Origin of the sequence: Comamonas antarctica, from assembly GCF_013363755.1 — a bacterium.
Lineage (GTDB): Bacteria > Pseudomonadota > Gammaproteobacteria > Burkholderiales > Burkholderiaceae_C > Comamonas > Comamonas antarctica.
Window position 1 is genome coordinate 1,889,816 of sequence record NZ_CP054840.1, and the last position, 19,951, is coordinate 1,909,766.

Annotated in this window: 20 protein-coding genes; 14 read left to right on the forward strand and 6 right to left on the reverse strand. The window is 66.9% G+C overall.

Features of this window, described 5'->3' with window-relative positions; genetic code table 11:
- Positions 1-13: 13 nt before the first annotated feature.
- Both HUK68_RS09020 and HUK68_RS09025 read left to right on the forward strand, forming a co-directional pair.
- A complete protein-coding gene (locus HUK68_RS09020; RefSeq protein WP_175503893.1) occupies positions 14-763 on the forward strand; it encodes an electron transfer flavoprotein subunit beta/FixA family protein in 750 nt (249 codons plus the stop codon).
- 152 nt (positions 764-915) lie between these two features.
- Positions 916-1,845: an electron transfer flavoprotein subunit alpha/FixB family protein gene (locus HUK68_RS09025; RefSeq protein WP_175503894.1), complete on the forward strand. Its 930-nt coding sequence runs from the start codon at positions 916-918 to the stop codon at positions 1,843-1,845.
- A 24-nt stretch (positions 1,846-1,869) separates the two neighbouring features.
- Here HUK68_RS09025 and HUK68_RS09030 read toward each other — a convergent pair whose 3' ends face one another.
- Positions 1,870-2,799: a LysR family transcriptional regulator gene (locus HUK68_RS09030; RefSeq protein WP_175503895.1), complete on the reverse strand. Its 930-nt coding sequence runs from the start codon at positions 2,797-2,799 to the stop codon at positions 1,870-1,872.
- 116 nt (positions 2,800-2,915) lie between these two features.
- Between HUK68_RS09030 and HUK68_RS09035 the strand changes: the two genes are divergently transcribed.
- The 11 genes from HUK68_RS09035 to HUK68_RS09085 all read left to right on the forward strand — a co-directional run bounded on the left by HUK68_RS09035 (position 2,916) and on the right by HUK68_RS09085 (position 12,534).
- The gene (locus HUK68_RS09035) at positions 2,916-3,896 is read left to right on the forward strand and encodes a Bug family tripartite tricarboxylate transporter substrate binding protein (protein WP_434082464.1); all 981 of its coding nucleotides are present in this window, start codon (positions 2,916-2,918) and stop codon (positions 3,894-3,896) included.
- The gene (locus tag HUK68_RS09040) at positions 3,893-5,140 is read left to right on the forward strand and encodes a CaiB/BaiF CoA transferase family protein (protein ID WP_175503896.1); all 1,248 of its coding nucleotides are present in this window, start codon (positions 3,893-3,895) and stop codon (positions 5,138-5,140) included. The genes HUK68_RS09035 and HUK68_RS09040 overlap by 4 nt, the downstream gene beginning before the upstream one ends.
- Positions 5,137-6,294: an acyl-CoA dehydrogenase family protein gene (locus HUK68_RS09045; RefSeq protein ID WP_175503897.1), complete on the forward strand. Its 1,158-nt coding sequence runs from the start codon at positions 5,137-5,139 to the stop codon at positions 6,292-6,294. The genes HUK68_RS09040 and HUK68_RS09045 overlap by 4 nt, the downstream gene beginning before the upstream one ends.
- A gap of 11 nt (positions 6,295-6,305) precedes the next feature.
- The gene (locus tag HUK68_RS09050) at positions 6,306-7,349 is read left to right on the forward strand and encodes an acyl-CoA dehydrogenase family protein (RefSeq protein ID WP_175503898.1); all 1,044 of its coding nucleotides are present in this window, start codon (positions 6,306-6,308) and stop codon (positions 7,347-7,349) included.
- Positions 7,336-8,550, forward strand: a complete 1,215-nt coding sequence (locus HUK68_RS09055; RefSeq protein ID WP_175503899.1) for a CaiB/BaiF CoA transferase family protein — start codon at positions 7,336-7,338, stop codon at positions 8,548-8,550. Before HUK68_RS09050 ends, HUK68_RS09055 begins: the two co-directional genes overlap by 14 nt.
- Before the next feature lie 65 nt (positions 8,551-8,615).
- Positions 8,616-9,071, forward strand: a complete 456-nt coding sequence (locus HUK68_RS09060; protein WP_175505789.1) for a MaoC family dehydratase — start codon at positions 8,616-8,618, stop codon at positions 9,069-9,071.
- Between the two features lie 42 nt (positions 9,072-9,113).
- A complete protein-coding gene (locus HUK68_RS09065; RefSeq protein WP_175503900.1) occupies positions 9,114-10,103 on the forward strand; it encodes a tripartite tricarboxylate transporter substrate binding protein in 990 nt (329 codons plus the stop codon).
- A 106-nt stretch (positions 10,104-10,209) separates the two neighbouring features.
- Complete coding sequence (locus tag HUK68_RS09070) at positions 10,210-11,316, forward strand: NAD(P)/FAD-dependent oxidoreductase (protein ID WP_175503901.1); 1,107 nt, start codon at positions 10,210-10,212, stop codon at positions 11,314-11,316.
- A gap of 130 nt (positions 11,317-11,446) precedes the next feature.
- Positions 11,447-11,758: a DUF883 domain-containing protein gene (locus HUK68_RS09075; protein WP_175503902.1), complete on the forward strand. Its 312-nt coding sequence runs from the start codon at positions 11,447-11,449 to the stop codon at positions 11,756-11,758.
- A 30-nt stretch (positions 11,759-11,788) separates the two neighbouring features.
- The gene (locus tag HUK68_RS09080) at positions 11,789-12,184 is read left to right on the forward strand and encodes a phage holin family protein (protein WP_175503903.1); all 396 of its coding nucleotides are present in this window, start codon (positions 11,789-11,791) and stop codon (positions 12,182-12,184) included.
- An 11-nt stretch (positions 12,185-12,195) separates the two neighbouring features.
- On the forward strand, positions 12,196-12,534 hold the full coding sequence (locus HUK68_RS09085) for a hypothetical protein (RefSeq protein WP_175503904.1): 339 nt from the start codon (positions 12,196-12,198) through the stop codon (positions 12,532-12,534).
- Positions 12,535-12,603: 69 nt separating this feature from the next.
- Here HUK68_RS09085 and HUK68_RS09090 read toward each other — a convergent pair whose 3' ends face one another.
- The gene (locus HUK68_RS09090) at positions 12,604-13,650 is read right to left on the reverse strand and encodes a quinone-dependent dihydroorotate dehydrogenase (RefSeq protein ID WP_175503905.1); all 1,047 of its coding nucleotides are present in this window, start codon (positions 13,648-13,650) and stop codon (positions 12,604-12,606) included.
- Positions 13,651-13,696: 46 nt separating this feature from the next.
- Between HUK68_RS09090 and rpiA the strand changes: the two genes are divergently transcribed.
- Positions 13,697-14,389 (forward strand): ribose-5-phosphate isomerase RpiA, encoded by a 693-nt coding sequence (rpiA, locus tag HUK68_RS09095; protein ID WP_175503906.1) that lies wholly within the window; start codon positions 13,697-13,699, stop codon positions 14,387-14,389.
- A 117-nt stretch (positions 14,390-14,506) separates the two neighbouring features.
- Here rpiA and HUK68_RS09100 read toward each other — a convergent pair whose 3' ends face one another.
- The 4 genes from HUK68_RS09100 to folD form a co-directional block, all read right to left on the reverse strand.
- Complete coding sequence (locus HUK68_RS09100; protein WP_175503907.1) at positions 14,507-15,853, reverse strand: hypothetical protein; 1,347 nt, start codon at positions 15,851-15,853, stop codon at positions 14,507-14,509.
- Positions 15,854-16,140: 287 nt separating this feature from the next.
- On the reverse strand, positions 16,141-16,818 hold the full coding sequence (locus tag HUK68_RS09105) for a glutaredoxin family protein (protein WP_175503908.1): 678 nt from the start codon (positions 16,816-16,818) through the stop codon (positions 16,141-16,143).
- Positions 16,819-16,883: 65 nt separating this feature from the next.
- A complete protein-coding gene (locus HUK68_RS09110; protein WP_175503909.1) occupies positions 16,884-18,938 on the reverse strand; it encodes a M3 family metallopeptidase in 2,055 nt (684 codons plus the stop codon).
- A 98-nt stretch (positions 18,939-19,036) separates the two neighbouring features.
- On the reverse strand, positions 19,037-19,891 hold the full coding sequence (gene folD / locus HUK68_RS09115; protein WP_175503910.1) for a bifunctional methylenetetrahydrofolate dehydrogenase/methenyltetrahydrofolate cyclohydrolase FolD: 855 nt from the start codon (positions 19,889-19,891) through the stop codon (positions 19,037-19,039).
- Positions 19,892-19,951 lie beyond the last annotated feature (60 nt).

Below are 19,951 nucleotides of genomic sequence, written 5' to 3' on the forward strand. Positions count from 1 at the left end.
GAAAGGAGGGCCTATGAAAGTCCTGGTTCCCGTCAAGCGCGTGGTCGACTACAACGTCAAGGTGCGCGTCAAATCCGATGGCAGCGGCGTCGATATCGCCAATGTCAAGATGAGCATGAACCCGTTTGACGAGATTGCCGTCGAGGAAGCCGTGCGCCTGAAAGAGAATGGCGCCGCTACCGAAGTCATCGCCGTGTCCTGCGGCGTGGCCCAGTGCCAGGAAAACCTGCGCACCGCGATGGCGATCGGCGCCGACCGCGCGATCCTGGTGCAGACAGATGCCGAACTGCAGCCGCTGGCCGTGGCCAAGCTGCTCAAGGCTTTGGTCGACAAGGAGCAACCCGGCCTGATCATCCTGGGCAAGCAGGCCATCGATGACGACGCCAACCAGACCGGCCAGATGCTCGCGGCCTTGGCCGATCTGCCGCAGGCGACGTTTGCGTCGAAGGTCGAACTGTCGGGCGACAGCGTGCAGGTCACGCGCGAAGTCGACGGCGGCCTGGAAACCCTGTCGCTGAACACGCCGGCCGTGATCACCACCGATCTGCGCCTGAACGAGCCGCGCTATGTGACGCTGCCCAACATCATGAAGGCCAAGAAAAAGCGGCTTGACACCGTGACGCCCGAGGAGCTGGGTGTCGACGTGGCGCCGCGCCTGAAAACCCTCAAGGTGTCCGAGCCCGCCAAGCGCGGCGCGGGCGTGAAGGTGGCCGATGTGGCGGCGCTGGTGGACAAATTGAAGAACGAAGCGAAGGTGATTTGAGGCTGCTTGTCGGGACGTTCCCGGCGGACAGGCCTTTCATCCTTCGACAAGCTCAGGACGAACGGTTGATACACCGTTCACCCCTCGGCGGGCCGCCTGAGCCTGTCTAGGCGACCCCGTCGAAGGGTGTAACACCCATCGAAAGAAACTCCATGACTTCCCTTGTAATTGCAGAACACGACAACGCCTCCATCAAGCCCGCGACCCTGAACACCGTCACGGCCGCCGCCTGCGGTGGCGAGGTGCATGTGCTGGTGGCCGGTGAGGGCGCTGCCGCCGCGGCGCAAGCCGCGTCCCAGATTGCCGGCGTCTCCAAGGTGATCCTCGCCGAAGGCGACTCCCTCAAGAACGGCCTGGCCGAGAACCTCGCCGCGCAGGTGCTGGCGCTCGCTGGCAACTACAGCCACATCCTGTTTCCCGCCACCGCCTCGGGCAAGAACGTCGCGCCACGCGTGGCCGCCACGCTCGATGTCGCGCAGATCAGCGACGTCACCAAGGTCGTGAGCCCCGACACCTTCGAGCGCCCGATCTACGCCGGCAATGCGATTGCCACCGTGCAGAGCAGCGATGCGACCAAGGTGATCACCGTGCGCACCACGGGCTTCGACGCGGCCGCGGCCACGGGCGGCAGCGCCGGCGTGGAAAGCGTGGCGGCTGCCGCCGATGCCGGCAAGAGCCGCTTCGTCGGCAGCGAGATCGCCGCCAGCGACCGCCCCGAACTCACCGCCGCGAAGATCATCGTGTCGGGCGGCCGCGCGCTGGGCTCGGCCGAGAAGTTCAACGAAGTGATCACGCCGCTGGCCGACAAGCTCGGCGCCGCGATTGGCGCCTCGCGCGCCGCCGTGGACGCGGGCTACGCCGCCAACGACCTGCAGGTCGGCCAGACCGGCAAGATCGTCGCGCCGCAGCTGTACGTTGCCGTGGGCATCTCGGGCGCGATCCAGCATCTGGCCGGCATGAAGGACTCCAAGGTGATCGTGGCGATCAACAAGGACGCCGAAGCGCCGATCTTCAGCGTCGCCGACTACGGCCTCGAAGCCGACCTGTTCACGGCCGTGCCGGAGCTGGCCCGCGCCTTATAGGAAAGCGCCGGCGCGCGCCGCTGTTCACGCCTGCCGGCAGCGCGCCGCCATCTCGGGCGTCTGGTGGTGGCGCAGCACATGGTCCAGCACGCGGTCCGCCAGATTCAGGCGCTGCTGCGATGCCACGGCCACGGCCAGGCCGACGCAAAACTGCTCCGGCGTATCGCTCAGTTCCAGGCAGACCACGCCGGGCATCGCATGCTGGCGCGCCACACCGGCCACCAGCGCCACCCCTATGCCCGACGCCACCAGGCTCAGGATGGTATGCACCTGCATGGCTTCCTGGGCCACATGCGGCGTGAAACCCGACATCTGGCAGCGCAGGTCGGCCATCGCGCGCAAGCTGGGCACCCGCTGCTGGGGATAGAGAATGAAGTTCTCCCCCGCGGCGTCCGACAGCGCCAGGCGCTGGCCCGGCGCCCGGGCCAGCGCGCTGTGCGCCGGCACTGCCAGCACGAAGTCGTCGCGCTCGAGCGGCGTCATCGTCAGGCCCAGGCTGTCGAGCACGGGAAAGCGCAGGAAACCCAGCTCCAGCTGGCGCGCGCGCAGGCCTTCGAGGATTTCCAGCGAGGTCATCTCCACCAGTTCCATCTCCACCTTCGGGAACTGGCTGCGCAGCTCGGGAATCAAGCGCGGCAGCAACTGGTAAGTGGCCGTGCCGATGAAGCCGATGCGCAGCAGTCCTCCCAGCCCTATCAGCGCTTCCTGGGCTTTGACCTTGCATTGTTGCGCATGGAACAGCGCCGCGCGCGCATCGGGCAGCAGCGTGTGCGCCAGCGGCGTCGGCACCACGCCGCCCGGAGTGCGTGTGAAGAGCTTGCCGCCGAGTTCGTCCTCCAGGCGCCGTATCGACACGGACAGCGGCGGCTGCGCCATGTGCAGGATTTCAGCGGCGCGATGGAAGTTGGGCGTCTCGATCAGGGTGATGAATTGCTGGAGCTGGCGCAGGTTCATGGCGATATTCTTTTGGTATCGGAAGCACTTTTTTTGATATTTGACCGACTGTAGCCGCGCCTTCTAAATTGGCGTCTCCGAACAAGCCCTGAGAGGCGCATGAAGGAGACAAACCAATGATGCACAGAAGAAGCATGGGACCCTGGCTGGCCGCGGGCCTGATGGCAGCAACGGGCCTGGCAGCGCTGCCAGCCATGGCCCAGGAACCTTCGGGCCGGCCCATCAGGTTCGTGGTGCCGTTCGGCCCGGGCAGCGGTACTGACACCTCGGCGCGCTACTTCGCGCGCAAGCTGCAGGAACGCACGGGCCAGGCGGTGATCGTGGAGAACAAGCCCGGCGCCAACGGTTTCCTTGCCGTCAAGCAGGTGCTCGCGGCGCCCGCCGAGGGCCACACGGTCTTCATCGGCAGCAACTCCACGCTCGCGGTCAATGCCGCACTGTTCCGCGAACTGCCCTACGATCCGCTCAAGGACTTCGCGCCGCTCACGATGATGATGCGCTCGCCCGCCATGCTGGCCATCAAGCCGCAGGCCCCGTATGCCGACCTCAAGGGATTGATGGCCTATGCGGCCGCCAACCCCGGCAAGGTGAACTTCGGCGCGGGCTCGGCCGGCTACCAGCTGATGGGCGAGCTGTTCAACGATTCGGCGCGGCTGGCCACGGTGCATGTGCCGTTCAAGGGCGCGGGCGAGGCCATGACGGCGCTGGCTTCGGGCACCGTCGACTACGCGTTTGCCGAGGTCACCGCGGTGCAGGAACTGGCCAAGGGCGGGCGCGTCAAGGTGCTTGCCGTGGCATCGGACAAGCGCGTCGCCACCTCGCCCGAAGTGCCCACGGCCAGCGAGGCGGGGCTGCCGGGCTTCGAGGCCTACACCTGGGTGGGCGCGATGGTCAGCGCCAAGACGCCGGCGGCGGAAACCGCGAAGCTTGCCGAGCATTTCACCGCGATCTCCAGGCTCGAGGAGACGCAGCAGTTCTATGCGCGCCTGGGCGCCACGCCCATGACCGGCGGCCCCGCGCAGATGCATGAGTTCCAGAAGAACGAGATCGCGCTGTGGAAGCGCATCGTGGTGCAAGCCAAGGTGCCACTGCAATGAGCGCCGCCAGCGCCACGCCGGTGCAAGCGCTGCAGCACATCAAGGTGCTGGACCTGTCGCGCGTGCTTGCCGGCCCCTGGGCGGCGCAGACGCTGGGCGATCTGGGGGCCGAGGTGATCAAGGTCGAGCGGCCGGGCACGGGAGACGACACGCGTGCCTGGGGCCCGCCCCATGTCACCGGGCCCGATGGCGAACCCACGGGCGAGTCGGCCTATTACATGTGCACCAACCGCAACAAGCAGTCGGTCACGGTGGATTTCACGCAGCCGCAGGGGCAGGCGCTGGTGCGTGCGCTGGCGCAGCAGTGCGATGTCGTGATCGAGAACTTCAAGACCGGCGGACTGGCCCGGTACGGGCTCGATTACGCGAGCCTGAGCGCCGTGAACCCGCGCCTGGTGTACTGCTCCGTCACGGGTTTCGGCCAGGACGGCCCGTATGCGCAGCGTGCGGGATACGACTTTCTGATCCAGGGCATGGGCGGGCTGATGAGCATTACCGGCCAGCCGGATGGCGCACCGGGCGGCGGGCCGATGAAGGTCGGCGTGGCGCTGACCGATGTGCTCACCGGGCTCTATGCCAGCACCGCCATCCTGGCGGCCCTGCAGGCGCGCGAGCACACCGGGCGCGGCCAGCACATCGACCTGGCGCTGCTCGACGTGGGCGTGGCCTGCCTGGCCAATCAGGGCATGAATTACCTGTACGGCCACGCGACGCCGCAGCGCATGGGCAACGCCCATCCCAATACCGTGCCCTACCAGGACTTTCCCACGCTGGACGGCCACATGATCCTGGCGATCGGCAACGACGGCCAGTTCGCGCGCTTTTGCGCGGCCGTGCAGCAGCCGGACTGGGGCGCCGACGCGCGCTTCCAGCGCAACGCCGGGCGCCTGCAGCACCGCGCCGAGCTCGTGGAGCGCATCCGCGCACTCACGGTGACGCGCAGCACGCGCGACTGGATCGCGCTGCTGGAGCAGCATGCCGTGCCCTGCGGCCCGATCAATACCGTGGCCGATGTGTTCGCCGACCCGCAAGTCCAGGCGCGCGGCATGCAGTTCAGCATGCCGCACCCCGTGGCCGGCGAGGTGCCGCTGGTGGCCAGCCCGATACGGTTGTCCGACACCCCCGTGCGCTACCGCCACGCGCCGCCCCAGCTGGGCCAGCACACCGACGCGGTGCTGACGCGCCTGCTGGACCTGAGCCCCGAGCAATTGCAGACCTACCGAGACAATGGAGTGCTGGGATGAGTACCCTCGATTCGCTTGCACTGACGTGCATTCCCGCGCAGGACGAAGCCCTGCGCGCCGACATCCGCGCCTTCCTGGCGCAGGCCACCAGGGACATGCCTGCGCATATCCGTGCACGCTCCTGGGGCGGGTACAGCACGGAGTTCAGCCGCCAGCTCGGCGCGCGCGGCTGGATCGGCATGACGCTGCCGCCGGAGTATGGCGGCGGCGGCCGCAGCGCGTTTGCGCGCTACGTGCTGGTGGAGGAACTGCTGAACTTCGGCGCGCCCGTGGGCTCGCACTGGATTGCCGACCGCCAGAGCGCGCCGCTGATCCTCAAGTACGGCAGCGAGGCGCAAAAGCAGTTCTATATCCCGCGCGTGTGCCGCGGCGAAGCGTTCTTCTGCATCGGCATGAGCGAGCCCAATGCCGGCTCGGACCTGGCCAGCGTCGCCACGCGCGCCGTGCCCAACGAGCGCGGTTTCCTGCTCAACGGCCAGAAGATCTGGACCACCAACGCACACCACTGCCAGTACATGATTGCGCTGGTGCGCACCTCGGGCGGCCCTGCCGACCGGCACAAGGGGCTGTCGCAGGTCATCGTCGACCTGTCGCTGCCCGGCGTCACCGTACGGCCCATCGAGGACCTTTCGGGCGACCGGCATTTCTGCGAGGTGTTCTTCGACAACGTGCAGCTGGCGCCGGACGCGCTGATCGGCGCCGAAGGCCAGGGCTGGGAGCAGGTCACGGCGGAGCTGGCCTATGAGCGCAGCGGCCCCGAGCGGCTGTTCTCCAGCATCGTGCTGTTCGACCAGTGGCTCGACTACGTGCGCACGCCCGCGGGACGCAGCGACGCCGCCGTGCTGCTGGCCGGCAAGGTGCTGACGCAGCTCGCGCCGCTGCGCGCGATGTCCGTGGCCGTGCAGGAAAAGCTCACCCAGGGTGCGAGCCCGATCGTCGAAGCGGCGCTGGTCAAGGAGCTGGGCACGACGCTCGAGCAGATGATTCCCGCGGCCATTGCCGATGCGCTGTTCGCGGGCGACAGCGAGGACATCCCCGTGGAGCTGCTGATGACGCTCAAGTACGTGACCGAGGCCGCGCCCTCGTTTTCGCTGCGCGGCGGCACGCGCGACATCCTGCGCGGAATGATTGCGCGCGGCCTGGGCCTGCGCTGAAAGGAAAAGCCATGAACGAACTCGACATGTTTGCCGACGCCGCGCGTGCAGTGCTCGCCGGGCAGTGCACGCCCCAGGTGGTGCGCGCCATCGAAGCCGGCGGCCGGCCGGCGCCCGAAGCCGGCGCGCTGTGGGCGCAGCTCGAGGCCACCGGCCTGGCCGATGCCTTGCTGGATGAAGCCGCCGGCGGTGCCGGGCTGGGCCTGGCGCAGGTATTCGGCGTGCTCGAGCAGTGCGGCGCGCATGCGCTGCCGCTGCCGCTGGCCGAAACGATGGTGGCGCGGGCGCTGCTGGCGCAGTCCGGCGCGCCACGGCCGCCGGGGCCGGTGGCGCTGGCCAGCGGCCAGTTGCGCGCGGATGGCACGCTGCATAGCGCGATGGTGCGCAACGCCCGCATGGCCGATGCGGTGCTGGTGCAGGCGGGTAGTGCCTGCAGGCTGCTGCCCGTGGCCGGCGCGCAGCAGGCGGCGCAGGCCCGCCAGGAAGATGCGGCGCTGGCGTGGAGCCGTGACGAAGTCCAGGCCGCGCCTTCGGTGGCGCTGCCCGCCGGCGTGGAGATGCGTACCCTGCAAGCCGCGATCGTGGCCGCACAGATGGCGGGGGCGATGGGCAGCGTGTTCCAGCGCACGCTGCAGTATGCCAACGAGCGCCAGCAGTTCGGCCGGCCCATCGGCAAGTTCCAGGCCATCCAGCACCAGTTGGCGGTGATGAGCGAGCAGGTGTTTGCGGCGCGCATGGCCGCGCAACTGGGTTGTACCTGCGAGGGTTTGCAAGCGGATCGCCTGCGTGTGGCCACGGCCAAGGCACGCTGCAGCGAGGCCGCGCTGGCGGCGGCCGAAACCGCGCATGCGATCCACGGTGCGATCGGCTTCACCGCGGAATATGACCTGCAGCTGTTCACGCGGCGCCTGCATGCGTGGCGCCAGACCGCGGGCAGCGAAGCCTACTGGCAGCGCGTGGCGGGCGAAGCCCTGCTACAGCACCAGGGGATGACGCTGGACCTGGTGCGGCGCATCACCGATGCAGCAACGGGGGACACGCATGCTGCCGCTTGAAGGCCTGACCGTGGTCGATCTGACCAGCGTGGTGTTCGGGCCGCTGGCCAGCCAGATCCTGGGCGACTATGGCGCCACCGTGATCAAGATCGAGCCGCCCGAGGGCGACTCGACGCGCCGCACCGGGCCGGCGCGCGAGGAAGGCATGGCGGCCATGTTCCTGGGCAGCAACCGCAACAAGCAAAGCGTCGTGCTCGACCTGCGGCAGGCCGCGGCGCAGGCCGCGCTGCAAAAGTTGGTGGCGGGGGCCGATGTCTTCATGCACAGCATGCGGCCGCAGAAGCTCGCGCGGCTGGGCATCGACCCGCAGACCCTGCTGGCGCGGCTGCCGCGGCTGGTGTATGCGGGATTGCATGGCTTCGCGCAGGGCGGGCCCTATGCCGGCAAACCCGCGTACGACGATGTGATCCAGGGCATGAGCGGCATTGCCGACCTGATGCAGCAGCAGGGCGGCCAGGCGCGCTACCTGCCCATGGTCGCGGCCGACAAGACCTGCGGCCATGTTGCCGCGCATGCGATCCTGGCGGCACTGATGCGCCGCGAACGCACCGGGCAGGGCGGCTTTGTCGAAATTCCCATGTTCGAAGCCATGGTCGGCTTCAATCTGGTGGAGCACCTGTATGGCCAGCACTTCACGCCCGCGCTGGGCCAGGCCGGGTATCCGCGCGCCATGGCGGCTTCGCGCCGGCCCTATGCGACTTCGGACGGCTATGTGGCCATGATGCCCTACACCGACGCGCAGTGGCTGCGCTTCTTCGCCGAGGCCGGCCGTCCTGAACTCGCGCGGGACCCGCGCTTTGCGAGCATCGCGCAGCGCACCGCGCATATCGAGGCGCTGCTCGACATCGCGGCAGAGGTGATCCGCGGGCGCAGTTCGGCCCATTGGCTGGAGACCTGCGAACGCCTGGAGATTCCTGCGGCGCCGATCACGCGGCTCGCCGACTTGCCTGCCGACCCGCATCTGCAGGCCACGGGCTTTTTCCAGCGCCTCGACGACCCCGCGATGGGCGCGCTGACCTTTCCCGCGAATCCCGTGCGTTTTGACGGCCAGCGCCTGCCGGTACGGATGCCGCCGCGCCTGGGTGAGCACACGCGTGCCTGTCTGCGCGCGGCCGGGCTGGCCGATGCCCAGATCGAGCCACTGCTGGCCGCCGGCAACGGCTGCCACGCCTCCTCCACCATGAACGAGAAAGCGCAATGAATGCTCCCGACTTGACCCCCACCTCCACGCTGGCCGCGGAAGACGCGCGGCCCGCGGCCCTGGACATGCCGCGCCTGGGCCAGGGCTACGTCTGGCAGGACCTGCAGGTGGGGCAGTGCTTTCGCACCTTCCGCCGCACCGTGACAGAGACCGACCTGGTCAATTTCATTGGCGTCACGGGCATGCTCGAAGCCATCTTCATCGAGGACGGCTACGAAGGCGCGGCCATGGCGGGCCGGCCCGTTCCCGGTGCTCTGACCTACAGCCTGATCGAAGGCCTGATCCTGCAGACCATGATCCAGGGCACGGGGCTGGCCATGCTGGAGCTGCAGCAGAAGATCTTCGCGCCGGTGGTCGTGGGCGACACGGTGCACGCCGTGATCGAGGTCACCGCAATCCGCCCCACCTCGCGCAGCGGCCGCGCGGTGGTGAGCTCGCGCATCGACGTCTGGAACCAGAAGCAGCAGCTCGTCATGAGCTATCTGGCCAAGCGCCTGCTCGCCGGGCGCGATCCGCGCTGAGCCTCGGGGCCGGAACTGAAAAAACCAAAAAGGAGACAAGCGATGACCAAGCAAAGGAACACCCTTCGGATATGGCAGGCGCTGGGCGTTGCCGCAGTGGCGGGCACCGGCGTGCTGCCCGCGGCATGGGCCCAGGCCTGGCCTGCCAAGCCCATCACCATGGTCGTGCCGTTTCCGCCGGGCGGACCCACCGACATCGTGGCACGGCTGCTGGCGCAGAACATCGCGCAGCAGCTGGGGCAGAGCATCGTCGTCGACAACAGGCCCGGCGCCAATGGCAACATCGGCAATGCCGCCGTGGCCAAGGCCGCGCCCGACGGCTACACCGTGCTCTACAACACGTCTTCGATTGCGCTGAGCCCGGCGCTCTACAAGAAGCTCAGCTATGACGTGAACAAGGAACTGGCGCCGGTGGCGCTCACCGCGGTGGTGCCCCTGGCGCTGGTCACGCGCCAGGACCTGCCGGCGAAGAGCGTGCCGGAGTTCATGGCCTGGCTTAAGGCGCAGGGCGGCAAGGCTTCCTACGGCTCGGCTGGCAATGGCAACGTGACCCACCTCGCGGCGTTCCAGATGCTGCACGCGGCGCGGCTCGAAGCCTCGCACATTCCCTACAAGGGCAGCGCGCCCGCCGATCTGGCGCTCGCCGGCGGCCAGATCGACTTTCTCACCGACACCATCAACTCCGTCATTCCCTTCATCAAGAGCAAGCACATGAACCTGCTGGCGGTCACCACCGCCGAGCGCATGTCGCTGTTTCCCGAGGTGCCGACGCTGGCCGAGTCCGGCCTGCGCGGCTTCGAGGCCGGCGCCTGGCAGGGCATCATGGTGCCCGCGGGCACGCCGGCCGACGTGATCGCTCGGCTCAACACCGCCGTGAACCGGGCCCTGAAGAATCCCGAAGTGCTGGCCAAGCTGGCGCAGCAGGGCACCGAGGCGCTGGGATCGAGCCCCGAGCAGTACGGCGCCTATCTGCAAAAGGAGCTCAAGCGCTGGAAGGAGGTCGTGGCGGTGACCGGCGTATCGCTGGACTGAGGGCACGGGTGTAGCGCACGGGTGTAGCGCACGGGTGTAGCGCACGGGTGTAGCGCACGGGCGCCATTTCACCGGCAAAATCCTCATTTTCCAAGCAGGGGTGGCAATGCGAGAAAGTGTGGATTGCGTCGTGATCGGCGCGGGAGTCGTGGGCCTGGCGGTGGCGCGTGCGCTGGCCTTGCAGGGCCGCGAGGTGCTGGTGCTCGAGGCGGCCGAGGCCATAGGCACGGGCACCAGTTCGCGCAACAGCGAAGTCATCCATGCCGGCATCTACTACCCTGAGGGCTCGCTCAAGGCCAGGCTCTGCGTGCGCGGCAAGCAGTTGCTCTACGCCTACTGCGCGGAGCGCGGCGTGCCGTTCGAGCGTTGCGGCAAGCTGATCGTCGCCACCACCGACGCGCAGCGCGCGACGCTCGAAAGCATTCGCCTCAAGGCGCTGGCAAATGGCGTCGATGACCTGGTGCTGCTCGATGCGGCCCAGGCCGGTGCGCTCGAGCCGGCGCTGCAATGCGTGGCCGCGCTGCATTCGCCAAGCACCGGCATCATCGACAGCCATGCGCTGATGCTGTCGCTGCAGGGCGATCTGGAGAATGCCGGCGGAATGGTCGCCTTGTATGCGCGCGTGCAAGGCGCGGAGATCACCCCCGAAGGCATCGTGCTGCATACCGCCGACGGCATGGAATTGCTGGCGCGGACCGTGGTGAATTCGGCCGGCCTGCACGCGCCGGATCTCGCGCGGACGTTCAAAGGCTTGCCCTCGGCGCTGGTGCCCACCGCCCATTACTGCAAGGGCAGCTACTTCACGCTCGCGGGCCGCAGCCCGTTCTCGCGCCTGATCTATCCCGTGCCCGAGTCCGCCGGCCTGGGCGTGCACCTGACGCTGGACCTGGGCGGCCAGGCCAAGTTCGGCCCGGATGTGGAATGGGTCGACGACCCCGATGCGCTGGTGGTGGACCCGCGCCGCGGCGACGCGTTCTACGCCGCCGTGCGCAGCTACTGGCCGGCGCTGGCCGACGGCGCGCTGGCGCCGGGCTATGCGGGCATGCGGCCCAAGATCAGCGCAGCCGATGCGCCGGCTGCCGACTTCATGCTCCAGGGGCCGAAGCTGCACGGCGTGCCGGGGTTGGTCAATCTGTTCGGCATCGAATCCCCGGGTTTGACGAGCTGCCTCGCGCTGGGCGAGGAAGTCGCGCAAATTGTGGGAGCTGTCTGACAGCAGCGCGGCCCGGATTCTCTTGGTGCGCGCGGTGGCTTTGGCTAAGATGCTTGCAAGACTTTTTCCAGCGCAATCACTGCATCGGAGAAAGTCGCCACTGTTTTCTTTTTCCATCCGAAAGGCCTTCATGTCGAAATCCGTCTCCGAAACCATCGCCAATGTTCCTTCCGACCTGGAAAAGCTGGTGAGCGATTTGCGTGGCCTGCTGGACAGCAAGACGCTGGATGCCGTGCCCGAAATCCAGGTGCTGCGCAAGAAGCTCGATGAAGGCATCGACACCGCACGCGAGTCGGCATTGAGCGCCGCGCGCGAAGCCGCACGCCAGGCCAAGGATGCGGCCAAGGCCGCCGATCAGTACGCGCATGACGAACCGTGGCGCGTCGCCGGCGCCGCGCTGGCCGCAGGCGCGGTGCTCGGTTTCCTGCTGTCGCGTCGTTGATCCGGCAACCGCTGTTGCACGGATATGGATGTGAACTGGTTGTCACTATTGGGCGTCGATGCGTTCATCGCGCGTTGGCGCGCCAATGTCATCGAAGGCGCCATTGCCGCGGAGGACCGCCTCGAGCTTGCGCGCCTCGAATGGCAGGACCAGAAGCGGCGCCTGACCACCTTGGTGGTCCTGGGTTTGTCGCTGGCGGTTCTGACCGTCGTCACGCTCACGGTGCTGTCGATTGCGCTGATGGTGCATTTCTGGGATACGCCCCAGCGGCTTACGGTGGCCTGGAGCGTGGCTGGCACCTGGCTGGTGATCTGGGCCGGCCTGCTGATCGGGTTGATCGTCACGCTGCGCAAGGTCGGCAATCCATTTGCCTTGACGCGCAATGAGCTGGCACAAGACTGGCGTGCATTGAAGGAGCGACTGTGAACACTTCCCCCATGGCCACTCCTTCTGCCAAGGCCGCCGCGGCACAGGTCGCGGATCTGGTGGATGTGCCGGTATCCGACGAAGAGCGCGTCGTGCTCGAACGGATTGCCGCACAGCGCGAACGCATCATGGCCCGCCGCAATGCCCGCGCCCAGGCGCTGGCACTGCGCAGCAGCCACGCCCAGACCATGCCCGTCACGGGACCGTTTGCAGACCGCGCCATCGCGTTTGCCCGCCTGCACCCCATGGCCGTGGCCGTGGCCGCGGGTGTGGCCTTGATGCTCGGCCCGCGCCGCGTGATCCGCTGGGCGGGCGTGGCATTGCCGATGATCGCCAAGTTCCGCCGCTGATAGCCCGCGGGTAGGAGCCCAGAAAGCCGCGTGCTGTTGCCAGCCGCGGCTTTTTGCATGGGCCGGCGTTCAGCGCAGCGCGCGAATGGCCTTCGCAGCGCTTTGCACCAGCGCCGGCCCGGCGTAGATCAGGCCGCTGTAGATCTGCACGACATCCGCGCCCGCACGGATCTTCTCCACCGCATCCTCGGCGCTCATGATGCCGCCCACGCCAATGATCGGAAAGCGCGGGCCGAGCGCCGCGCGCAGCTGGCGCACCACCTCGTTGCTGGCCTCGCGCACCGGCGCGCCCGAGAGCCCGCCGGCTTCCTCGGCGTGCGGCAGGCCCTGCACGGCATCGCGGCGGATGGTGGTGTTGGTGGCGATGACGCCATCCATGCCGTGGCGCTGCAGGATCGCGGCGATCACCGTGACCTGCTCCGGCTCCAGATCGGGCGCGATCTTGACGAACACCGGCACGCGCCGCCCCTGCTGCGCGGCCAGCTGTTCGCGGCGCTCGGCAATCGCGCCCAGCAGCGCGTCTAGCGCATCGTCGGTCTGCAGCGCGCGCAGGTTCTTGGTGTTGGGCGAGCTGATGTTCACCGTCACATAGTCGGCATGCGGGTACACGCCGTCGAGCGCGATCAGGTAGTCGCTGGTCGCATCCTCGATGGGCGTGGCCGCGTTCTTGCCGATGTTCAGGCCCAGCAGCATCGGATTGCCGCCCGCGCGGCACTTCGACTGGCGCACGTTGGCAATGAAGGCCTCAAGCCCCTGGTTGTTGAAGCCCAGGCGGTTGACCAGGGCGCGCGCCTGCGGAATGCGGAACATGCGCGGCTGCGGATTGCCGGGCTGGGGCTTGGGCGTGACGGTGCCGACTTCGACGAAGCCGAAACCCATGGCGCTGAGCGCGTCGATGCAGCGCGCGTTCTTGTCGAGGCCCGCAGCCATTCCCACGCGGTTGGGAAAACGCAGGCCGGCCAACTCGATGGGGTCCGACACCATGGGCTGCGACCACGCCCACTGCAGCGGCGTGCCCTGGCCGCGCGCCAGAAGATTCATGGTCAGGTCATGCGCGGCCTCGGCGTCGAGACGGAACAGAAAGGGTCGGGCCAGAGCGTAGGGAATAAGAGACATTGGATAATTCGCTGATTACTTCCGTGATTACCTCGAATTCTCGCCCATGACGACACCTGCCGCAGCCCTTTCCCAAGATGAACTAAAAACCCTGGTCGGCCAAGCCGCCCTCCAATACGTGCAGGCGGGCGAGATCGTCGGCGTGGGCACGGGATCCACGGTCAACAAGTTCATCGACGCACTGGCCACGATGAAGGACCAGATCCGCGGCGCGGTCTCGAGTTCGGTGGCCAGCACCGAGCGCCTGAAGGCGCTGGGTATCGCGGTGTTCGACGCGAATGAAGTCGAGTCGCTGGCCGTCTACATCGATGGCGCCGACGAGATCGACGGCAACGGCTACATGGTCAAGGGCGGCGGCGCGGCGCTCACGCGCGAGAAGATCGTGGCGGCGCTGGCGCAGCGCTTCGTCTGCATCGCCGACGAATCCAAGCTGGTCGCCGCGCTGGGCGCATTCCCGTTGCCGGTCGAAGTCATTCCCATGGCCGCGCAGCAGATCGCGCGCCGATTCGAGGCCCGCGGCGCGAGCGCCACGCTGCGCCTGAAAGACGGCCAGCCGCTGGTGACGGACAACGGCCAGCATATCCTCGATGTGCGCGGCCTGTCCATCGCCGATCCGCTGGCATTCGAATCCGAAGTGAACCAGTGGCCCGGCGTGGTCACGGTGGGTGTCTTCGCGCACCAGAAGGCCTCGGTCTGCCTGCTGGGCACGGCGCAGGGCGTGCGCACGCTGGCGTACTGAAGCCGATGCCTGCTGGCGCGCAGCAACCCGTGAAATCAGATCGGGTGGCTGCCACAGCGGAATACTCCAGGCTCGTCGGGCTGTGCGGGGGGAGTGCAGCCCGCGGCTTTGCCGCCGTTACAGCTCGTGAAAACCGCTCCTGTCCTGGCTGGCTATGAGGTAGGCCGCGATCAGGGCTCCGGCCGAAATGGCCAGGTCCATGGGCGACATCAGCATCGAATGCTGCGGCTCAGGGGGAAGGGCCGGCGCGGCCTCGGTCACTGACGGCTGGCTGGTAGTGAAGTTTCCGGGTGCAGCCATCGCTGCGGCTGCCGCATTGCTGTCTTCTTCGGTGTCGCTCGACAGCTCGAGCATTTCCGTCCAAGTGAAACTCCACACTTCGTCCAGCATGTGATCGTCATCCGACAGGCTCGAACCTACGGTGCCGACGCTTGCGGTGGCCGAGCCGGGCGGTTGCCAGGTGGCGGCCGCATCTGCAGGCAAGGCGCTCGACGGCATCGGATGATCACCGTCTGCATTTTGGCGGGCAGCGGCTGATGCGTCGGGCAACGCATCCGGATTTTCAAGCCACTGCGCCGCGCTTGCCTCGAACGCCAGATCTGCCTGTCTTTTGGCAGCGAGGCTGGTTTCCAGCTTGTGTGCCGCCTGGCTATGGCGCTCGCTCGCATGGACATGCTGCAGTTCGATTTCCAGTTGTCTGGATGCGGTTTCCCTCTGTTGCTCCAGCAGAGCATTCAGTGCGTCTTCGGTACGTGACAATTCGGATTCGAAGGTGTCATGCATGGCGGTGCGTGATGCAAACAATGCTTCGAGGATGACTGGGTTGAGAGGGGGCAGCTGTGTTTGCGTTGCGTCATCGAAATAATATGCCTGCGTGAGTTCTTCCAATACCCTGGACATGACGTGGAACATGTCGACTGCAGAACCCAGGCGGAAGTCCTCGTCGGATTGAGCCACCACTTCCGAAATCCACTCCTCCTGCTGGAGACCAAGAACATTTCCCGGATTCGACGCGATTGCCGCGTTCTTTATCGCGTCATACCTTTGCGTCTGTGCATCCAACAGACATTGCGCCATGATCTTCACCAGAATCTGGTGCATGGCCTTTGTTTGCAGGACATAGTGAAGTTCCCGCTCTGAAATGTCGTACTGGATGCGGTTCGCAATGACCTGAGGGATCAGTTTGCGGGATTCGATCAGCAGTTCGATGACGCGGGAGTTCGATTGCAATGCAGTTGCGCTGAGCTGTTGCAACTGCTCCCCCGTGTGTTGATGGATGCGTGCGGCATCGATGTATGCGGCCTGCGCGTGTGCCTGGGCTTCGCGGGCCAGCAGGTAGGCCTGCCAACGCAGGGGGTATTCCTCGCCGCCGCAGGCGCTTGGGTTGCCTGCATGAACAGGATTTGCCCTGAATGCATTGCTTTCATGGGCTGCGGGAAGATCTGACGAAGTACTGTTCTTCATTATGTTTGTGGGAAGTCGAGCCGGAATTTCCGTCAGGCGCATGGCGCAAACATTCTGGACATGGGACTCGAACCGGCAGCCCGGCTCCGCCGGGCATGGCTCTCCGTCTGAAGTAGAGATATAGACTATAGGTATTGCTATAAAAATAGTCTATAGCTATTTAATGTGGCTGTCTGGCCTTGGCAGCAGGACATGCCGGTGATGTGCTGCCCGGGAACGCGGGCGCGATCCGGCCGCGGCGCGGCACGCTCGCGCGAGAGAAAGCGCTAGCTCGCTGCAGCGCCGGACTAGAAGGTCAGGCCGGCAGGATTGCTGGGCGTGACGCGGTTGGGAGGTATCACGGGCGCTTCGAAGGTGCGCCCGCGTGCCGCAGCGGCCGGATTGCCCGCCTGGGACGGATCGGACGCGACTGGCGGCGCCTGGGGTGCGAGCGTGCGCGCCGCGGGCTGGCGGTAGCTTGCGGGCAGGACCGAGGTCTGCGGATAGCCGGCCGCATCGAGGTACTGGCGCCATTCGTCGGCGGCAAACCCCGTGACATGCTGCTGGCCGATGGTGGCGAACGGCAGGCGGTCCTGGCCGCTGAGCGCCTGCAGCGCCTGTGCGTCGGCGGTGCTGCGCACGCTGAACTCGGTGAATGGAACACCGCGCTGCATCAGCAGCGCGCGGGCGCTGGCGCAGGGGCTGCAGTCGTTGCCGGTGTAGAGCGTCACCGGAAAACGGGCCTGGACTTCGCGCAGCGCATACGGCAGCGAGTCGTTGGCCGCCGCCGTGGGTGTGCGTGCCTCGCCGGCAACCACCGGAGGGCGTGCGGTGTTCAGCTCCCGGTCGGAAAACGTCACACGCCCGTCCGGGCCGACACTGCGGTAGATGAGTTGCGCCGCGGCCTCATGTGCCAGGCCTGGCGCCAGAATGAGCGCGGCGGCCAGCAGCAGGGCGGGGCGGTGGGAGCGGGACAGGAGATGCATCGCACAGCATGGTAAGACATCGGTGGCCCACCGGGCAGATGGCCAATGCCATCTGCAGCGTCCGGTCAGGCCGCGACCGGATCGGCCATGCCCTGATGGCGCAGCAGTGCGTCGAGCGACGGCTCGCGGCCGCGGAAGGCCTTGAACGAGTCCATGGCCGAGCGGCTGCCGCCGGCTTCGAGGATGGCGGCGCGGTAACGGCGGCCGGTTTCGGGCGCGTTGCTGCCGTCGGGCCGTGCGGTCTCCTCGAAGGCCGCATAGGCGTCGGCGCTCAGCACTTCGGCCCACTTGTAGCTGTAATAGCCCGCGGCGTAGCCGCCCGCGAAGATATGGCTGAAGGTGTGGGCCGTGCGGCTGTAGACCGGGGCGGGCAGCACCGCGACTTCGGCACGGACCTGGGACAGCAGCGGCATGATGTCCTCTGGCGGGGCCGAGGTGTGCAGCAGCATGTCGAACAGCGAGAACTCGATCTGGCGCAGCGTCGCCATGCCGCTCTGGAAGTTCTTGGCGGCGATCATCTTGTCGTAGAGCGCGCGCGGCAGCGGCTCGCCGGTATCGACATGGGCCGTCATGTGCTCGAGCACATTCCACTCCCAGCAGAAATTCTCCATGAACTGGCTCGGCAGTTCGACGGCATCCCATTCCACGCCGGAAATGCCCGAGACGTCGCGCTCGTTGACCTGGGTCAGCAGGTGGTGCAGGCCATGGCCGGTTTCATGGAACAGCGTGATCACGTCATCGTGCGTGAGCAGCGCGGGCTTGCCGTCCACGCCGTCGGCGAAGTTGCAGACCAGGTGCGCGACCGGAGTCTGCAGCCTGGCGTTGTCGGGGCGCAGCCAGCGCGCGCGCACGTCGTCCATCCAGGCGCCGCCGCGCTTGCCCTTGCGCGCCGGTTGGTCCAGATAGAACTGGCCGACCAGCTGCGGGCCGCTGGCGGTGGCACGTTCGATGCGGTAGAACTCGACGGCGGGGTTCCACACCGCTGCGACATCGCGGCGGATGCTGACCTCGAACAGGTCTTCGACGATCTTGAACAGTCCGGCCAGCACCTTGGGTGCGGGGAAGTACTGCTTGACCTCCTGCTCGCTGAAGGCATAGCGCGCTTCCTTGAGCTTCTCGGCCACATAGCTCCAGTCCCAGGGCTGGGGATCGGCCAGGCCCAACTCCTCCTTCGCGAACGCGCGCAGGTCGGCGACGTCCTTTTCGGCGTAGGGGCGGGCGCGGCGCGCGAGGTCGCGCAGGAAGGCGATGACTTCAGCCGGCGACTTGGCCATCTTCGTGACCAGCGACAGCTCGCCGAAGTTGGCGTAGCCCAGCAGCTCGGATTCTTCCTGGCGCAGCGCGAGGATTTCGCGGATGTTGGCGCTGTTGTCGAACTTGAGCGCCTCGCCCAGCGCCTGGTCGGAAGCACGCGTGACATAGGCCTTGTAGAGCGTCTCGCGCAGCTGGCTGCGGCGCGCGAACTGCATGACCGGCAGGTAGCAGGGCATCTTCAGCGTGAGCTTGTAGCCATCGCGGCCTTCGGCTTCGGCGGCCGCGCGTGCCGCCTGCTGCACATCGGCGGGCACGCCATCGAGTTCGTCCAGCGTGGCGTAGTAGGCAAACGCATCGGTGGCATCGAGCGCGTTCTCGCTGAACTTCTGGCTCAGCTCGGCCGAGCGCTCCTGGATCTGCGCGAAGCGTGCCTTGGCCTCGCCCTGCAGCTCCGCTCCCGAAAGCACGAAGTTGCGGATGGCGTTGTCCCAGGCGCGGCGCTGCTCGGGGTTGAGTGTCGCCGGATCGATGGCCTTGTACTTGGCATAGAGCCGTTCGTCGGCACCCAGGCGGGTCCAGAACTCGGTGACCTTGGGCAGCATCTCGTTGTAGGCGGCACGCATCTCGGGCGTGTCGGCCACGCTGTTGAGATGGCTCACCGCGCCCCAGGCACTGGAAAACTTCTCGGTCGCGACATCGAGTACGCCGGCAATCGATTCCCAGCGCGCGGGAAAGTCCGCCGCGGTCACCGTCTCCAGCGCCTGGCTGGCCTGCTCCATCAACTGGTTGATTGCTGGCTGCACATGTTCGGGCTGGATGCGGTCGAACAGCGGCAGGTCTGTGGTCTCGAGAAGTGGATTGCTCATGCGTGCTTATGTGACGGCGTAACGGGAGATTTCAAGCGTGAGCCCATGATGATTGGACGTTGACCGTCCATCCTTCGACAGGCTCAGGACGAGCGGCTTCAGCTTGCCGAACGTTCGGCGGCTTCCATGGTGTTTACCAAAAGCATCGTAATCGTCATCGGGCCGACACCGCCGGGAACCGGGGTAATGAAACCCGCGACTTCCTTCACCCCGGCAAAGTCCACGTCGCCGCAGAGCTTGCCTTCGTCGTTGCGGTTCATGCCGACGTCGATGACCACCGCGCCGGGCTTGACCATGTCGGCCGTGAGCACGTCGCGCTTGCCCACGGCGGCCACGATCACATCGGCCTGGCGCGTCATCGCGCCCAGGTCGGCCGTGCCGCTGTGGCAGATGGTCACGGTGGCGTTGGCCTGCAGCAGCATCATGGCCATGGGCTTGCCGACGATGTTCGAGCGGCCGATGACCACCGCGTGCTTGCCGCGCAGGTCCTTCATGCCGATCGATTCCAGCATCTTCATGCAGCCGTAGGGCGTGCAGGCCTTGAAGCCGACTTCACCGACCATGAGCGCACCGGCGCTGGCCACGTGGAAACCGTCGACGTCCTTGAGCGGCGAGATGGCTTCGATGACCTTGTGGTCGTCGATATGCTTGGGCAGCGGCAGCTGCACCAGGATGCCGTGGATGCTCGGGTCGTTGTTGAGCGCTTCGACGCGCGCCAGCAGCTCGGCCTCGGTCATGCTGGCATCGTACTTCTCGAGCACCGAATGCAGGCCGGCTTCCTCGCAGGCCTTGACCTTGTTGCGCACGTAGACCTGGCTGGCCGGGTTGTCGCCCACCAGCACCACGGCGAGGCCCGGCGTGACGCCGCGCGCCTTGAGCGCCGCGGCGCGGGTGGCGACTTCGGCGCGCAGTTGGCGGGAGAGGGCGTTGCCGTCGATGAGTTGGGCTGTCATATCTGAAATCTCAATAAAAAATGCTGCTAGCACCTTGCGGACACTAGCAGCCGTGGACCT

What these genes read in the sequence shown, in the direction of transcription:
- HUK68_RS09045 (WP_175503897.1), top strand. Translation starts at nt 5,137, where the DNA reads ATGAGTACCCTCGATTCGCTTGCACTGACGTGCATTCCCGCGCAGGAC.
- HUK68_RS09100 (WP_175503907.1), bottom strand. Translation starts at nt 15,853, where the DNA reads ATGAAGAACAGTACTTCGTCAGATCTTCCCGCAGCCCATGAAAGCAAT.
- HUK68_RS09070 (WP_175503901.1), top strand. Translation starts at nt 10,210, where the DNA reads ATGCGAGAAAGTGTGGATTGCGTCGTGATCGGCGCGGGAGTCGTGGGC.
- HUK68_RS09075 (WP_175503902.1), top strand. Translation starts at nt 11,447, where the DNA reads ATGTCGAAATCCGTCTCCGAAACCATCGCCAATGTTCCTTCCGACCTG.
- HUK68_RS09030 (WP_175503895.1), bottom strand. Translation starts at nt 2,799, where the DNA reads ATGAACCTGCGCCAGCTCCAGCAATTCATCACCCTGATCGAGACGCCC.
- HUK68_RS09060 (WP_175505789.1), top strand. Translation starts at nt 8,616, where the DNA reads ATGCCGCGCCTGGGCCAGGGCTACGTCTGGCAGGACCTGCAGGTGGGG.
- HUK68_RS09040 (WP_175503896.1), top strand. Translation starts at nt 3,893, where the DNA reads ATGAGCGCCGCCAGCGCCACGCCGGTGCAAGCGCTGCAGCACATCAAG.
- HUK68_RS09035 (WP_434082464.1), top strand. Translation starts at nt 2,916, where the DNA reads ATGATGCACAGAAGAAGCATGGGACCCTGGCTGGCCGCGGGCCTGATG.
- HUK68_RS09110 (WP_175503909.1), bottom strand. Translation starts at nt 18,938, where the DNA reads ATGAGCAATCCACTTCTCGAGACCACAGACCTGCCGCTGTTCGACCGC.
- rpiA (WP_175503906.1), top strand. Translation starts at nt 13,697, where the DNA reads ATGACGACACCTGCCGCAGCCCTTTCCCAAGATGAACTAAAAACCCTG.
- HUK68_RS09105 (WP_175503908.1), bottom strand. Translation starts at nt 16,818, where the DNA reads ATGCATCTCCTGTCCCGCTCCCACCGCCCCGCCCTGCTGCTGGCCGCC.
- HUK68_RS09090 (WP_175503905.1), bottom strand. Translation starts at nt 13,650, where the DNA reads ATGTCTCTTATTCCCTACGCTCTGGCCCGACCCTTTCTGTTCCGTCTC.
- HUK68_RS09085 (WP_175503904.1), top strand. Translation starts at nt 12,196, where the DNA reads ATGGCCACTCCTTCTGCCAAGGCCGCCGCGGCACAGGTCGCGGATCTG.
- folD (WP_175503910.1), bottom strand. Translation starts at nt 19,891, where the DNA reads ATGACAGCCCAACTCATCGACGGCAACGCCCTCTCCCGCCAACTGCGC.
- HUK68_RS09025 (WP_175503894.1), top strand. Translation starts at nt 916, where the DNA reads ATGACTTCCCTTGTAATTGCAGAACACGACAACGCCTCCATCAAGCCC.
- HUK68_RS09020 (WP_175503893.1), top strand. Translation starts at nt 14, where the DNA reads ATGAAAGTCCTGGTTCCCGTCAAGCGCGTGGTCGACTACAACGTCAAG.
- HUK68_RS09050 (WP_175503898.1), top strand. Translation starts at nt 6,306, where the DNA reads ATGAACGAACTCGACATGTTTGCCGACGCCGCGCGTGCAGTGCTCGCC.
- HUK68_RS09055 (WP_175503899.1), top strand. Translation starts at nt 7,336, where the DNA reads ATGCTGCCGCTTGAAGGCCTGACCGTGGTCGATCTGACCAGCGTGGTG.
- HUK68_RS09065 (WP_175503900.1), top strand. Translation starts at nt 9,114, where the DNA reads ATGACCAAGCAAAGGAACACCCTTCGGATATGGCAGGCGCTGGGCGTT.